Origin of the sequence: Terrimonas sp. (assembly GCF_003075435.1) — a bacterium.
GTDB lineage: Bacteria > Bacteroidota > Bacteroidia > Chitinophagales > Chitinophagaceae > Agriterribacter.
Genome location: NZ_QCZJ01000008.1, coordinates 144,626 through 161,754, shown reverse-complemented (window position 1 = coordinate 161,754; position 17,129 = coordinate 144,626). Strand labels below are relative to the sequence as shown.

8 protein-coding genes are annotated in these 17,129 nt (G+C 39.1%); 3 read left to right on the top strand and 5 right to left on the bottom strand.

Features of this window, described 5'->3' with window-relative positions; all coding sequences use genetic code 11:
* Nucleotides 1-36: 36 nt before the first annotated feature.
* The 5 genes from DC498_RS11100 to DC498_RS11080 form a co-directional block, all read right to left on the bottom strand.
* A complete protein-coding gene (locus DC498_RS11100; protein ID WP_116874220.1) occupies nucleotides 37-1,695 on the bottom strand; it encodes a hypothetical protein in 1,659 nt (552 codons plus the stop codon).
* 301 nt (nucleotides 1,696-1,996) lie between these two features.
* A complete protein-coding gene (locus DC498_RS11095) occupies nucleotides 1,997-5,443 on the bottom strand; it encodes a hypothetical protein (protein ID WP_133176830.1) in 3,447 nt (1,148 codons plus the stop codon).
* A gap of 149 nt (nucleotides 5,444-5,592) precedes the next feature.
* Nucleotides 5,593-7,245, bottom strand: a complete 1,653-nt coding sequence (locus DC498_RS11090) for a hypothetical protein (protein ID WP_116874218.1) — start codon at nucleotides 7,243-7,245, stop codon at nucleotides 5,593-5,595.
* A 35-nt stretch (nucleotides 7,246-7,280) separates the two neighbouring features.
* Nucleotides 7,281-8,918: a hypothetical protein gene (locus DC498_RS11085; RefSeq protein ID WP_133176829.1), complete on the bottom strand. Its 1,638-nt coding sequence runs from the start codon at nucleotides 8,916-8,918 to the stop codon at nucleotides 7,281-7,283.
* Between the two features lie 76 nt (nucleotides 8,919-8,994).
* Nucleotides 8,995-10,617: a hypothetical protein gene (locus tag DC498_RS11080; RefSeq protein ID WP_133176828.1), complete on the bottom strand. Its 1,623-nt coding sequence runs from the start codon at nucleotides 10,615-10,617 to the stop codon at nucleotides 8,995-8,997.
* 854 nt (nucleotides 10,618-11,471) lie between these two features.
* Between DC498_RS11080 and DC498_RS11075 the strand changes: the two genes are divergently transcribed.
* The 3 genes from DC498_RS11075 to DC498_RS11065 all read left to right on the top strand — a co-directional run bounded on the left by DC498_RS11075 (nucleotide 11,472) and on the right by DC498_RS11065 (nucleotide 17,125).
* A complete protein-coding gene (locus DC498_RS11075; RefSeq protein ID WP_116874215.1) occupies nucleotides 11,472-12,107 on the top strand; it encodes a response regulator in 636 nt (211 codons plus the stop codon).
* Nucleotides 12,108-12,119: 12 nt separating this feature from the next.
* On the top strand, nucleotides 12,120-16,163 hold the full coding sequence (locus tag DC498_RS11070) for a hybrid sensor histidine kinase/response regulator transcription factor (protein ID WP_116874214.1): 4,044 nt from the start codon (nucleotides 12,120-12,122) through the stop codon (nucleotides 16,161-16,163).
* A 434-nt stretch (nucleotides 16,164-16,597) separates the two neighbouring features.
* Nucleotides 16,598-17,125 (top strand): hypothetical protein, encoded by a 528-nt coding sequence (locus DC498_RS11065; protein WP_116874213.1) that lies wholly within the window; start codon nucleotides 16,598-16,600, stop codon nucleotides 17,123-17,125.
* Nucleotides 17,126-17,129: the final 4 nt, after the last annotated feature.

Genomic DNA, 17,129 nt, shown 5'->3' with positions numbered 1-17,129 from the left:
TTGTGTTGGTGAAAGCGGACTGCGTAACACCTGCGGTTATTCACCGCCCCGAGGAACTATTACTTCCTCATGCTCAATATGCCCTTCAAGTTCTTCTGCATCGTTCCCCTCCGAAAGCTCTACCAGTTGTTCTTCAATAAAACGCTCTACTTCCATCACTTCGTCATAAGCATCCTGCGCTTCCTTAAATGCTTTTTTCTGTTCATTGCTCATTCTGTCAACAACAGCGATTTTTCTGGCATTTATCCGCGTGTTATATTGTTGTAACAGGTCCGATGTGTTCAGATCAATAAGACCGGAAATGTCCTCCAGGCTACCATTGGCAAGCCGGGTTTGTATGGGGGTGAGGGCATCCAATATATTCTGCATTCCGGCATCTACATGATTACTGCCCAGCGCAGTTATTGAGTCTGTTAACGAATTAGCCGCGTCCTGCAGGTTGGTTCTGGCAACTCTTAATCTTTTGTTTATAGCTAGTGTCTTGGCAGCACCTTGGATTTCGTTTACATCACCCAAATAATCATTTTGCTCCACCTGCCTCACTACCTTTTTTAAAATTTTTTCAACACTTGCCTGAATTGCTTCTTTTACTTCTTTTGCTTTTTTCTGGGTTTCAATCGTATCGTCTGATCTGAATTTATTTTTTACATATTTAATTCCATAGTACACCCCTACGAAAAAGGCAATAGCGGTTCCTATGCCCACAAAATAAAGTGCCAGGTCTAATCCTTCTTTGAAGTTATGTACCTCAAAAACGTCGAGAAAACCTCCATCGCCATCCTGATCATGCGGTGCTTTTTCATTTAGACCGAATACATCATAGCCATTCATATTACCGATCACATAAGGCTCAATGTCGGTACGAGAATTATCCATGGTAAATTGGCTGGGTACAATAAATGAACCTTTTAGGGCTACTAACGGAATATCTTTTTGGATTGAATCCCAGAACGTACCATCTTTAAATTCGAGGGGGATTGTTTTGCTATCATCATAGGTGGTTAATGATATTTTAAATTTGACAGGATCCGGCGTTACAGTAATGGGTACACTCCAATCATTGGTTATTTCGATATGCCCTATGGGTTCATCAGTATCTGTATTGTTTTTGTAGTCTTTAGAGTATAGGTAGAATTTAGCATTTTTACCATTAACCCATCCATAAGGTAACGCATCGTAATAACTCTGCGCAAGCATTACATCATCTATTTTTACATCCGTGTAACCTTTTGATGCTGCAAAGAAAGCAGCAATGTCAGCGTCAGTCCCAGCTTTAAGTACTGTTGCAAAGTCCACTGCCAGGTCCGATGTAGGAAACGCAGCAATATTCTGGATAAAATCAAACACCTTGTTGATATAGGTTACCTGTTCATCTGTGATGGTAAAACCATCTAAGGTTTGCACCTCGCTGAGGCTTACTGTCTGAACACAAACCGGCGCCAGGGTTTCCGCTACTGCAATAATAAAAGAATAAGGCAATTCCGTGCCATTTTTATCTGTATGCACGGCTGGAAACTCAAATAATTCCTGCCCACCCTTTGGACTAATGAAACGTTGGGAAGTAGAAGAAGTAATAAGCTGCAAGCTTTGTTCGTATAAGTATTGAGTCGGAATAACCTCCGTAGTATATGTATCAATCACTACCAGGTTGATCTCCTTTGAAATGTTATTGGTTACTTTAAAACCGTTTGCCATGCTTTAAATTTTTAAATTGTTTATAATAGCTATCAAATAAGAAGGCTTCCTCACAGGTATATTTAGCCTGTCAGCTACACTTACAGCTTTCGCTGCATGCAAAAATGGAAGAGACATTTATAATACCTGGAAACTAAGAACAGTTTGTATACTTTAAGATCTCCTTATCTAGAGTTGTATCCAGGTGTTTCAGTGTTTATTTACAGATGCAAATTTAATATGGTGTTTTACACTATTCAATAGCTTAAACAGGCTATTTTATAGCAACGGGGAACCCCATAGGATTGCCCCCTGTTGAATGTTACCAATTGGAGGGATTGAATGCATTCTTTACGTCATTCCATGCACTCTCAGCAAAATTTTTAAAGTCGCCTCCCACCTCTTCAAAGGCATTTTTTACATCATTCGCTGCATAACCTACTTGTTTCATGGCATCGGCTACAGCACTCGCCCCTTCACCAAAAGCATTTCCAAGAGCGGAGGCTACATCATTGGCTGCATAACCAGCCTGTTTTAATACAGCCGCTGTTTCATTAATGGTGGAACTTAATACAACCTTAACAGCATTGGCTGTATCCTGTGCTCTTATCCCGATTATTTTAAAAGCATTTGCTACAGCTTGTGAACCCGAACCGAAAGCACTTTGTAATCCCTTGCATATATCATTGGCAGCAAATCCAACCATCATCATAGCCCAGGTTACATCCTTTTCCTCAGCATTCCATCCATTCCTGATTGCTTTCGCTACATCTTCTGCTTTATAACCAATTTTTTTCATCGCATCAGCAACACTATCAGTAGTAGCGTCAAACGCTTTTCGTAATCCTTTAGCTACATCCGTTTCTGTAAACCCTACCATCATCATGGCCCAGGTTACATCAGTTTGTAGAGCTCCCCATGCATTTTTAATGGCTATGGCTACATCTTCTGCTTTGTAACCAATTTTCTTCATGGCATCAGCAACACTGTCAGTAGTTGCATCAAACGCTTTCCTCAGTCCATTAGCAACTTCTGTTTCTGTGAATCCCACCATCATCATAGCCCAGGATACATCGGTTTGCAAAGCACCCCACGCCCCCTTGATCGCTACAGCCACATCCTCTGCTTTGTAACCAACTTTTTTCATCGCATCAGCAACACTATCTGTGGTAGCGTCGAATGCACCTCTCAATCCATTGGCCACTTCTATTTGTGTATAACCTACCATCATCATGGCCCAGGCAATATCTACTTGTGCTGCGTTCCAATTGATCTTTATAGCTTTAGCCACTTCCGATATTGAAAAAGCTGCTGTTTTTAGAGCATCAGCAACGGCGCTTGTAGTAGCATCAAAGGCACTTCTCAAACTTTTTGTAATATCATCAGCAGAATATCCGACTGCTTTCAATGCAACCGCAATATCTTTTTGGGTGGCACTATAACCATTCTTTAAGCTTTTTGCTATGTCGTTAGCCGCAAAACCCGCTGTTTTCAGTATAGCTGGAACATCTTCTTTTGCTTTTTTGTAGACGTTATTCATTACTTTACCCGCATCATCAAACTCCGTAACGATGCCCTTGCCTGCAGCTACAGCCCAATGCTCAGCAGAATCAATTACAGTAGAAAAAATTGATTCTGCTTCAGCAATGAGATATTGAACAACCGCGCCAAGAAAGTCGGTTATTTTGCTGATACTAATATCAACGGTAAAATCACCAAAAGTGAAATGATAATCTTCAAAGTCAAATTTTCCACCGGTAGAGATCACAATATCCGTAAGCGATGTTTTAACAGATAAGTGAAGTGCTGCATCAGCCTTTAAGGGAATAGATCCTATATTTACTCCAGCCATCTTGGGCAATGGTATCGATTTATCGATATAATAACCAAATTCTGCATAAAGGTTATGAAAGTCGGTAAGGTTACATACCATTTTTTCCATTAGTACGGCACCAAAGTCAAGTTCGAACTTAATACCATCTTTATTAATATCTGCTGTAATATCGTATTCGAGCAGGTCAAACAAACTCGCCTTTGCATTAAGGTGAAGAATGGGCATACTTAATGTATTGATGATAAGGCAGGCCCCCCCTGGTGTGGTAATTATCTTTTCGGTGGCATTGGCAACAGCATTCTTTTCTTCTTGTGTAGTGGGAACAAAATTGTTGCGGATAGGATTACCATGAGGATCCACCTTAATATTAAATCCTTTTCCATCTCCAGTAAGTTTGAAAACATTCTTCCAGTTAATGGGTGATACCTCAACATTGGCGGTAAGCCCATTATTCAAATCGAGTTCCACGTCGCCATAAAAACCGAAAGAACCGATGTTGCAGGCTGCAGAAAAACCGTATCCACTATCGGAAAGGGTGCCATCGGGCATTACATATCCTGACATTAAAGAGTCTACCCAACGAAATGACAAATCCTCAAATGATACAGGAACGTCGAGGTGTACATTTACATTGGTAAAGAGTGCGATGACAGTATCCAGATCAAGTTTTGGTATATAGAAGGATGCAAATGCCGGTGTAATTGCATCACCGGTAATTTTGCACACCAGGGCAAACGTATCATCATCCAGCGATACAATGCTGTTGTTACTGCCAATATGAAACTTGCCGTCAATGCCAATAATACAGGAAAGTGGTTCAAAGAATACACCAATACCAACACCAAACTCATCAAAGAATAGCCCTTTTAAGCCAGGAGGAGCAGGAAGAGAACCATGGTCACCTTCAATGGTAACTCCTATAGATGCTTCATCATTATCTACCGCTACTGAAACTAATGCATCAAAGGTTTTATTATTGATATTAAAAGGAATGGTGCCTTTTAAAGTAAACAGCACAAACTTGAAAAGAGGATTGATATCAAAAGTGATGGCGGGCTTTGTTACCGATATGGAATTATTACCGCCTACTGGAATACTGAAGTTTTCTGGTAAAAAACTGAGTCTGGTACCAAAAATACCTAGGCTAACTGCATAATTAAATTGAATGGCAACTGTAAATTTCTTATCTCCCCCCATGATGGTAGTTACATTCCTTGCAATAACGTCCGATTCAAAACACAACCCCGCAATATCAATTTCGGCAACGATTAATATATTGCTATTCTTATTGGTGCAGGAAAAATTTGATACAGCTATATCCGGCAATCCTTCCGGCCATTGAGCTCCCATTGCTAGGGTAAGTTTTTTTAATGAGTAGGTTGGCGGTGGAGGCGGCGAAGAAGGGTTTGAGGATGGCACTGGTGGTGGGTTCATAGCATTATAAGTAATCCCCATCATATAATCCGGGAAGGTACATTTTGAATAAGCAGGATATTTTGAAAAGAAATCAGGAATATCCGAAAACCAGTTGCTTGAATCTTCATTTAAGATTGCGGTAAAAGCTTTCGACATATCATCATTGGGGTTTTTCAGATAAAAGTCTATGAATTTAAAGACCGCTGTCATAGCGTCTTCATCATCCTGATTTACCACAAATGAGGTAATGTTTTTTTGAAAGGACATTTTTGTACACCGTTTCACAGGCTTTTGAGTTGATTTGTTTTCTACTATGAAAGCTGATGTACTGTGAATAGGTTGAATACTTGATGTTGATCTCGCCGTTACTGTTCCCAGTGACGTAAGCGTTCCAAAATAATTATCATCTGTGTTGTCGTCAGAGTCCGTTTCATCATCTCCGAAAGAATCATAAATGATAATATCATAATCCAGGTCATTCTCAAATGAAATGGCTGGTATAGTAGTGCTTGTTGACATTATATTTTTTTTTGAAGTAAAAAATGGTGAAGGGTGGGCGTAAAAAATAGTGGAGATAGCCTGCCTGCATCGTTTCATGCAGGTAGGCTATTTCCACGATATGTGGTATTTTATTAAATCTTTGAAGAATTAATTTCCCGTTATGCAGATCATCTCTCAATGATAGGCTCGCTGGGTCCGGCACCCTCATCATCAATAATTTCCAACTCATCATCGCCAGCCTGAATCTCTTCAATTTCCTCTCTTATCCTTTCCTGTATACGCCGCGTGGAATCAAAGGCTTCAAATGCCCGGTCGTATGCCACTCTTTCTTCACTGACTAACAAATTGTTTATTTTAGTTTTAGCAACAAATATGCTGGTGTTGTTAATGCTAAGTATATCTAAAGTATCTTTTAAGTCTGTACGAAACTGCGCAAGTGCTTCAGGGCTTGTTCCTCTATCTATCCTGAGTTGTACCCGCCCAAGATTGTCTGCCAGCAATTGCATGTCTCCTGTTGTAAAATTATCCCCGACAATTGCTAACTGATCAGTCTGGGCAGCCAGCATCTTCTTTACATTCTCTATAGACTGAAGTGTTTTGCTGGTTAACTGTTGCTCGCTATAAGCTTGCTGGTTGGCGGGAATGTCTTCTGGTTTAGGAATACCTATCATTTCATTTACCTTGCTTACCACCAATCGGGCTTTTTCATCAATTTGCAACTTAAGTTCCTCTGTTTGTGCAGCTCTTTCCTTCTGGTCAATAGTTGGATTGCCATAATCTTTACACCATTTTATAAACTGGCCGAGTTTAACTAGCAGTCCTATCGCAACGGCAATGCCTATACCATACATGGCAAGTGTAAGTCCATCTTTAAAACTATGCACATCAAATAATTCCAAAAAACCACCGTTACCGTCAGGGTCGGTTGGAGAAACACCTTCCAACCCAAACGCATCTTTTCCATTTAATGTACCGGTGAGTGATGTACAGATTTTATTACTTGCATCATCAAGCGTTAACTGGCTTGGAATTACAAATGAAGCCGCTAAGGCAACTTTCGCTGATGATGTGTTGGCAGAGTCCCAGAAAGCGCCATCTTTGAATAGCAACTTCCTTGATCTATCGTCATTAAGTTTTATCTGCATGCTGAATATGTCAGGAACACTTAGGGGAAGTGGCTGTGTCCAGTCATTTGTAATTTTTATAGTACCGACTGATCTTACTTTTTCTGTGTCAGATACATTTTCATAATCGCCGCTGTACAAATAAATAGTAGTGTCTTTCCCGTTGGTCCAACCGTACGGCAAAGCATTGTAATAGCTGCGTACCAGGTGCAAAGCATCCAATGTAACCTTTTTATAATCTTCATGAACAGCAAAGAACTCATTTACTGCAGCTTCATCGGAAAAATCAATTGCAGCAAATTCTGTTGCCAATTCAGATGCCGGAAATGCCGTAATGTTTTTATTAAAATCAAAAACAGCAGCAATATCACTCAGCGTAGTATCGTCTATACTAAGTTCTCTGATATCCGAAAGGTCAGCTTTGAATGTTAGCGCTTTCAGCGGAGCAAGGGTTATAGCATTAGCCACAATAAATGTAAAAGGAAGGCTATATCCATTTTTGTCTTTGTTTATGTCAGGTACAGTAATCGTATCGCTGGTGCCTGGTGCTAAAATATTCGACGCTGAGAAAGGAAGCAGCGAAGTACTTTGATCATAATAGAATGCTTGAGGAGCATCTGAATCAACCGATGCATTGATGATTACCAAACTAATTTTTGTCGTGTTATTGGTAACTTTCCATGTTGTATTTACCATTGCTAATAATTTGATTGTTTTAAAAAAAAAGAAGATTAATTTTCAATAACGGGGTCTTCAATAATTTCCCTTTCATCCCTTCCTTCCTCAACGTCTTTTATTTCTTTATCCAGCCTTTGCTGCGCAGTAAATATGTTATCGAACGTTTCCATTGCTCTTTCATAGCCATTCAGTTCCGTGGTAGTTAACCTTTTTATGGCCATTGTTTTTGCAAGAACAATTCGGGACGCGTTTTCTCTCAACATCTTTACGATGTCAGGCATCTGTGAACGAAATTCCGTAACGCTTTGAGGATTTGCCGTATCAAAAGCAAAACATTTTTTTCTAACCAGCTCTATACAATCTGTTATGTCTTCCAAAACGGCACTTGAACATTTTGATCCTATCGCCAGCAAAATTTTTTCCTGGGCGGCCGACATTCTCTGTATATTCCTGAATCCCTGGTTTGTTTTTGTCCGAAGCTGCTCGACGTTATAATCAGCTTGGGCCGGCTGAATATTGTCGTGCTGAGGAACGATAATATCGTCATTTACCTGTTGTACCTCGTTACGAATTTCAGTAATAAGCTCTCCCTCAAGTTTTTCTGCCTGTGCGGCTCTCTGCTTTGCATCAATGGCGGGGTTACCTCGTTCTTTGCACCATTTTAAAAATTGTCCGAGCTTAACCAGCAGTGCTATGGCAGCAATTATACCAACTCCATACATTGCCAGGGTAAATCCATCCCTGAAATTATTTACATCCAGTAATTTCCAAAAGCTCCCATCATCATTAATACCATCAGGCTCAACGCTCTCAAATCCAAATACACTAATGCCATTTTTACTGCCTACTAAATATGTGGACATCTGTTCATTGCCTTCTTCATCTAAAAGTAAACTCGGTATAAAAAATGAACCTGCCAGGCATATCTTTGCCTTGCTGGCATCCTGAGTATCTCTAAAAATTCCTTTATTAAAGTATAAAGGTTTTGCATCTTCTCCATCTAATTTCAATTCCAGCTTGAATGGATCCGCTGGGGTAACAGGAACCGGCTGCAACCAGTCGTTGGTGATCTTAACTGTACCGATAGACCTCAAAGTACCTTCTTCTGATCCGTCATCATCTTTTTTGCTGTACAGGTAAATAACAGTGTCTTTTCCGTTTGCCCATCCATATGGTAAGGCGTTGTAGTAGCTTTGTACCAGGTGCAAGGCGTCCAACGTAACTTTTTTATAATCATCTGTGCTATTAAAAAAATTGCTGACTGCCTTTTCATCCGCCAGGTCAAGGGCTGCAAAATTAATTGCCAGTTCGGAGCCCGGTACTGCTGCAATATTTTTATGAAAGTCAAAACTCTGGGCTATATCACTTACAGCACTATCGTCAACGATCAAGTCCTTAAGGTCGGAAAGGTCTGCCTTGCATGTTACCGATTTAAGAGGAACCAGCGTTTCCGCGTCAGCTATTATAAATGTAAAGGGCAGATTGTAACCGCTGTTGTCCTTATTAACATCGGGTAAAGTAATGGTGTCACTATTGCCCGGTGCTAAAACTTTAGCTGAAGCAAAAGAGAGCAAAGTAATTTTCTGATCGTAATAAAACGCTTTTGGCGAGTCTGAGTCTACAGAAGCGTTAATGACTACAATATTCTTTTTTGTTGTGCCATTGGTAACCTTCCATGCTGAATTTGCCATGATTGTTGATTTAATGTTGAATAAATATTTAATGACTATGTGTAATTGTGTAAACTGATATAACAATATTTCTTTTCTATTCCTCTTCAATAATTTCACGTTCATCCGCTCCGGAATTAATATCTTTCACTTCTTTCTGATTTTTCTCTAAAATAATCCGTGCATCATCGCATGTCTTCATAAACTTCTTGTAAGCCTTTACTTCACTTGCATAGAGTTCGCTTGCAATGAAAACATATGCAGCTGTAATTGTAGCTACATTGTGATCAAGAATACTCAATGACTCGCTAACCCAGCCTTCAAAATCACTCACATCGCCACACGCAATTTTTTCTCCGACCCTTATCAGGTTATCTGAAGCTATTTCCAAATCTTTACTGACATATTTATCTGTTATCAATTCCAAAGCATAGGATTGCGCATCTGCCATTTGGCGAATGTTATTTTTAGCCTGATAAGTTTTGAGTTCTAGCTGATAGGTTTTAAACACCTGCTGCGCTACCGGTATTTCACTTTGCATAGGAACTTTAACAGATTCATGGATATTAGATGTAAGCTGTACCATTTGTTCTTTTATGTATTGTTTCAGCGCTTCTGTTTGGGCATATCTCTCTTGCTGGGAAATAGCCGGATTACCGTATTTTTTATACCAATTAATAAATTGCCCGAGCCTCACCAAAATGCCGATTCCTATACCAATGCCGATAAAACACATTCCGAGGATGCCTACTTGTTCAACGGTTTGCGTATCGAACAGGCCAAGAAAGCCGCCATCATTTTGCCGTCCTTCCTTTGGCGCATCCCCCGCAATTCCAAATGCCTGAATGCTATTAATGGTACCTGGGAGAAATGTGACTATTTCATTTTTTTTATGCTCAGTAGTAATTTGATCTGGAATAATAAAAGAACCGGCGAGACGCACTCTGGCAGTCTCTATTTCTTCAGTATCATAAAAAACTCCATTGTCAAAAAACATTTTTTTTACAATGCCATCGTGTAATTGAATTTCTACTTTAAATTCATCGGATTTATCCAAGGGCAGCGGTAACGACCAATTGTTGGTTATTTTAATTGTACCAATTGCTTTGGCTATATCTGTATCCAGGTTGTCCTTAAAACTTCCATCATAGAGGTATATATATAGATCTTCTCCATTAGCCCAGCCATAAGGCAATGCGTTATAATAACTGCGAATGAGGTACCAGTCATCCAATGTAACCTCCTTGTAATTTTTTGTTTTAGCAAAATATTCCTTGGTCGCTTCATCGTTTGTGTAATCTAAAACGGCAAATTCCGATGCCAGTTCAGAAGTTGGTAGTGCTGTGATGTTTTTATTAAAATCAAATACTACATCAATTTTATTTATGGTTAAATCATTAATAGTAAACTCCGCCAAGTCAGACAGGTCTGCCTTGAACGTTACTGATTTTATTGGAGCGAGTGTTTGTGCTTCTGCTATAATAAAAGTATAAGGAAGACTGTTTCCTTTATCATCTCTTTTAACATCAGGAATAATGATTTCATCAACATTACCCGACTTAAGGAAAGTATTGTTTGACACGAAGGGAACAATGCTAATATCCTGATCATAATAAAACGTTTTTGGATTATCAGATTTAACTGAAGCATTTATCACTACTATATCCTTCGGTAGTTCTGATGTCGCGTTAATTATTTTAAATTTTATATTTTCTATCATAAATATTTTGTTGTTTTCGAACAATAGTATATCCTAGCATGCAGCAGCATCCTTATACTTTCTATCCATAGGTGGCTCAGTTTTGCAGATGTATAAGTGATATCAAGTTGTGAGCGATCTGTTGTAGCGTAGTAGCAGAGTTATATCAATTACAGCATTCTGTTATTCGCATCCATAGGTTACATTGCAAAAGTACCTTTAGACAAAACCAGTGACAATAGCTTAAATGAGCCATTTTTTGAAATCAGTAATACAGGTTATGCATGGGAAAATGATATGCGAATAAGAAATGTTACAACGGTAAGCCACTATTTATTAATAGGTGATTTGATCTGTATATTGCTTTGTTTTAACTTTAGTGTAGCACCTTTACAATGATGGTATTAAAGAGATAAAGGTTGGTAATATGAAAATATAAAAGGAGAAATCGCCAAGACATCAAGTTGCGTGATACTTTTTTGGTTTACCTATGACCTAATGAGCTAACGATTCTAAACTGCATGCAGTGTTGTTTTTCGGCTACACGATACTGTAACTGGTAAGAAAATTATCTCCAGGGAGATTTGCCTTGAATCCTGCATACTATTTTATAGGTTAAATGAAGTTCACCAATCATACTAAAATATAAGTGTTTATTCTTATGACAATAATCCTTTTATCAACATACTTGAATAATGCTGTAATTGATTTAACTTGCGTTCATTAACTACACAATCTGGTACCTCACCTATAGTCACCAATTTATTCCAATAACATTTGAGTTTGTAAACAGCGGCCTATTATTTAAATATTCGTAGACTTTTTTTGAGCTGTTATGCCAGAAGAAAGGTGGCTCGCATTATTAATGAATTATTATGATAAAAATTGCGGTATTTGACGATCATGCTGAAAGGCGTGAAGCACTTAAATTAGTTATAAGTCTGGAAACGGATATGGTTTGCATCGGCGACTTCAAAGACTGTTCTGGTATAGTTGAAGATTTTATTCTTGAAGCGCCTGATGTGGTTCTTATGGATATTAACATGCCAAGGGTAAACGGTATTGAAGGTGTTAAATTGTTACAACAGCATTACCCTCAGGTATTGATTATTATGCAAACCGTTTTTGACGATGATGATAATCTTTTTAGATGTCTGCAAGAAGGGGCGCATGGATACATTCTCAAAAAAACACCTAATAACAAAATTACTGAAGCCATTCGTGATGTGGTGAGTGGGGGTGCCCCTATGACACCCACTATTGCCCGTCGTGTATTGCAACATTTCGGCTCTAAAAAAAGTACTTCAAATAATGAAGACTATAATCTTTCCAAAAGAGAAATGGATATACTCACCCATATGGTAAAAGGGTTTAGTCATAAAATGATAGCCGCACAACTCAACATCTCCATTTTTACGGTTAATAATCATATTAAGAATATTTATCACAAATTACAAGTGCATAGTGCCTCCGAAGCGGTAGCCACAGCACTACAGAAAAATATAGTATAATATATTTATAGCATGACAAAATTTTCTCAACAATTGTCCGGTGAGGCTTTTGTAAGACGGCTATTGTTGTATGTGCTTTTCTTTACAATATTCTCTTTTCAGTTGCCTGCGCAATCTATACGTACTATTACCACCAGAGACGGACTACCACAATCTTTTGTATCAGGATTGGTACAGGATGATAGTTCGTTTGTTTGGATAGGAACTCGCAACGGGCTGGCACGTTTTGATGGTATACATTATCGAATTTTTCAACATCAGCCCTATGATAGTTCCTCGCTTGCTTCTAACGTAATTATCTGGATGCAAAAAGATCCACTTAACCGGTTATGGATTGAGCACGAATCCGGCCATATTGATATGTTCAACCCGGTTACAGAAAAAATTACACATTTATTAAGAGGCAACCTGCCCTCTGATAACAGTGTGCGTTTTGTGCGCCGGGGGTGGCTTATTGATAGCAAAGGAATTTTCTGGGGAATCATCAGAAGTCAGGGTGTTAATACATGGAACAGGAGTACAGGAAAGTTACAACAATTTACAAGTGCTAATTCAAGCCTGCCCGGCGATACTGTGAAAGCTATCACGGAAACTTCAAAGAGTGAAGTTTGGCTGGTGAGCCAGCGGGCAATTAGTTTATTCGACAGGAAGCAAAACAAATTTATTAACTGGCCAATTCCATATCATCAGGATTATGGTGATTTTGCGGAGTCTGATGCAGTGGCAATCAACCTTCATGAAAGAAAGAATGGCGAACTGATGTGGGGCGATCGCAGTTCGCTCTATTTTTTTAATCCTGTTGCGCATACTTTCAGGAACATTCCTATCCCGTCTGCTGGTTACCTGGGTGTTCGATGGATACGTTCTGGCAATGATGGAAATGATTACCTGGAAACTTTTGGGAAGGTATATTCATACAACGATGTTTCTGGTATTGCTTCTGTTGGAAATACGCTTACGCATTCTTTTGGTGATGTAAAATCTTTTTTAATAGATCATTCCGGTGTAATTTGGCTAGGAACCAACGCACAAGGGATTCAACAGATAGATATTGAAACACCTTTCTTTCGTTCTTATCAATATAGAGAAGATTTTGCTACCGACATGCTGATGCAGGAATTTGGTATTGATCTAAAAAAGCAATTTAACTGGACGCCCGGCGATCAGGTGTTTACTTCAAGAAGCTATCATTTAAGAAGTACTTACGATTCTAAACAACGTTTGTACCTCGCTTTAAAAGAGTATGTATGTTATTACGACTGGGATCAAAGGAAACCCGTATCACTGCCTCGTGTGCCGATTACCGATAGTGATTCAGAAAAAGGAATTGGCATCAAAGGCATCACCACCGTTGCGGACGGCTCTCCATTAATTATTGGATTCAATGGCAGGATGTTTGTATATCATTTTGAATCTTCAAAGTGGCAGCCGTTTATTGAGCCACATGTGTTAAGAGATCGTTTTGGCGAATTATTTCTGCCGTTGGATATATGTGCCGATAGCAAATATTGCTGGATTACCACAGAAAACGATGGATTGCTGCAAATTGATTTAAGCAGTAAACAAATACAACAGTTCAAAGAGGAGCATAAACGTGGCTCACTGCCTACTAACCAACTATTAAGCATTCATCCTGACCCTGCTAACACTAATATTTTGTGGATAGGTAGTTACCAGGGATTGATTCGCTTCGACAAAAGCAAACAGCAATGCGAGGTGTTTTCACTAGCAGAAAACCTGCCGGATAATACTATTTATTCTATCCTAAACGACTCTGTTGGTAATTTATGGTTTAGTACCAATCGGGGAATCTGCAAGTTTGAAACGCGCACCAAGCACCTGCGTATATTCAGAACCCAACATGGATTACCGGGTGAGGAGTTTAACCGGTTTCACCATCTAAGGCTCCCCGATGGGCACCTTGTGTTTGGCGGTACAGAAGGCTGGATCAAATTTGATCCACTCTCTATGAAAGACGATGATTATAAACCTGTTGTTGCTCTCACCAATTTAAAGATCAACAATAAAGAAATAGCTATATCAGATAAGGATAACTACCTGGCTGTTCCACTAAATGCAACACAGCAACTGGTTTTGCCATATGAAAAAAATACGCTTAGTTTTAGTTTTGCAGGACTAGAATATACCCAACCGCAGGACTTATTGTACAGGTATAAGTTGGAAGGTTACAATAAAGACTGGGTTATAGCGGGTAAAGACCGTGAAGCAGATTATACTAAAATTCCGCCAGGCAATTACACTTTACTTGTAAATGCAAGTAATACCACAGGCAAATGGAGTCCTTATATTAAAACACTTCGCATCAAGATAAAATCGCCCTGGTGGGCTTCCTGGATGGCATACCTATGTTACGGTATTATCATTGCCGGGTTGATATGGACGTTCATCCGGTTTAAAGTAACTAGAGCGGTGTTGCAGAAAGAAATGCTGCTGAAGGAAAAAGAAACCCAGCAACTAAAAGAACTGGGCGATATGAAATCCAGGTTTTTTTCTAATATTACCCATGAATTTCGTACGCCGCTTACGCTGATACTGGGCCCAGCAGAACAATTAAAAACTGCTAGTGTGGACGCAGGCAGACAAAATAGCCTGGCAGATATAATTTTACGTAATGCCAAACAATTACTCATATTGATTAACCGGCTTATGGATCTGTCAAAGTTGGAAGCAAAAGCTATGAAGCTGCATGAACAAAGGGGTAGTCCCGGAAACGTAGTAGGTGCAGTGGTTCATTCTTTTGAAAACGATGCAGAATCAAAACAGATTGATCTGTTTTTTGCAGATCAATCGGGTTTAACCGATTGCTGGTTTTATCCTGATGCAGTAGAACGTATTGTATACAACCTTGTTTCAAATGCACTAAAATTTACACCTGCAACTGGACGGGTGGAGGTGCTCCTTACCGCACAAAACAATCAACTACAGTTAGCGGTTACTGATACTGGTATAGGCATTGCTGAAGAAAAATTACCTTTTATTTTTGACCGTTTTTACCAAGCTGGTAGCATTACCGGGCTTGCGAAAGAAACTACTGATAAAGGTACCGGTATTGGTTTAGCAATGGTTAAGGAACTGGTGAATCAGATGCAGGGTGAGATAGAGGTTCAGAGCCAGGTAACAGCTCCTTCCGGAACTCGTTTTGGATTGTTGTTGCCATACCGAGAGGCAGAACCCGTTAAATGGGGGATAACTGCATCTAAAGCTTACTCTGATCTGCCGGTTGAAGAAAAGGCTGCTACTGCAGACAATACAACTCATGTATTACTAGTAGAAGATAACACAGAGCTGGCAGCTTTTGTAATGGATATATTAAGAGACGAGCGGTATCACGTAATACATGTATTAAATGGAGCAGAAGGGTTGGAATATACACTTTCGGCCATGCCCGATCTGATTATCAGCGATGTAATGATGCCTATAATGGATGGTTTTGAATTTACTTCAAGAATCAAGGAAGATATCCGAACAGCACATATTCCTGTAATTTTGCTTACTGCAAAAACGGCACATGAGCATCTTATAGAAGGGCTTTCTATAGGAGCCGATGACTATCTTACCAAACCTTTCCATCCTGCTGAATTAATATTGCGTATACAAAACCTGCTTGCCAGGCAACAAAGGCTAAGGGATCACTTCCTTCAGGGCGTACTGTTGTCTTCTGGTCAACAGGTGCAAGAACCTGAGCTAGTGGTAGAAGATATTTTCCTAATAAAATTGTATTCATTACTCGAGGAGCATATGGATGATGCATTGTTTGGAGTAGATCAATTATCTGGTATTATGAATATCAGTCGAAGCAGCTTACACCGAAAATTAAAAGCCCTTACTGGGTTATCTACTACCGAGGTGGTACGCAACTATCGCTTGAAAAAAGCAACTTTATTCTTACAGCAAGGTTTCAGCAGTTCTGAAACTGCTTATAAATCAGGCTTTGGTAGTGCCGCTTATTTTACCAAATGCTTTCGGGAATTGTACGGTCTTACACCGGGCGACTATATCCACAAAATCAAAACAAAACCTGTTTCAGAGATTTGAATTTGAGCATCCCCTTTTTTAATCGAAATAAGTACTCAGCTTGTACTTGCAGCCTTGTTGAGGTTATATTAGCACCTCATACCCCATATATTATAAAATATGCAACAAACCGTATAATTCTCTTATTGCATGTTTTGTTTTTTTGTATCAGCTTTTAGAATAAGCCGCTATAGTATTTCAAAACAAGTCAACAATATTAGGACGGGGGATAATCGCATGGCAATTGTTCATGTGTAAAACACAAAGCGCCGGTTTTTCCGGCGCTGTTTTTAACTACCCATTGATTTTCAATATTGAAACAATAATTACAGTTTCTGCAACATGTAATATAAGCCTGAGGTCAACCTCTATAGTAATTTTAGTGTTACTATGCTACTAAAGGAAATGCCATTGTTGTATTTTAAATAAGTTAATCCACCCTAAAATTGATTTTTATGAAGCTTGAGAGCAAGGATAATATACCCATCAGTCCGATTGCAAAGCAAAAGAATATGCAGAATATAATAATTTCTATTTCATTTTTATGCATATTGCCGCTAGCCTCAGTTGTTGCAGAAATGAAGCTAGAAGAAACAACCCTGCATTGGATTTTGTTCGGTAAATGGTTTTTGTTTTGGGCATCGGGTATAAGGCTTTTCATTGCGGGAATCTGGCGGGTATCCGATCCTGAGTATATTGCTATTAAAGTATTCAGAATCAATATTAATGAAAACTATGCGATGATAAGGGAACTGGGGATTGCCAATATAGCGTTGGGATGTATGGGAATACTTTCGCTGATTAACGAACACTGGCGCTTACTTGCTGCCATTACTTCGGCTATCTTTTTCGGATTAATGGCATTACAGAATTTTTCACGGAAGTCCGATACTTTTAATGAGTACATAGTGTTAGTATACGACAGTACAGTATTTATTGTTCTCGTGTTTTTTTGTGTATTTATATTTCAACAATTAACTTAATTGG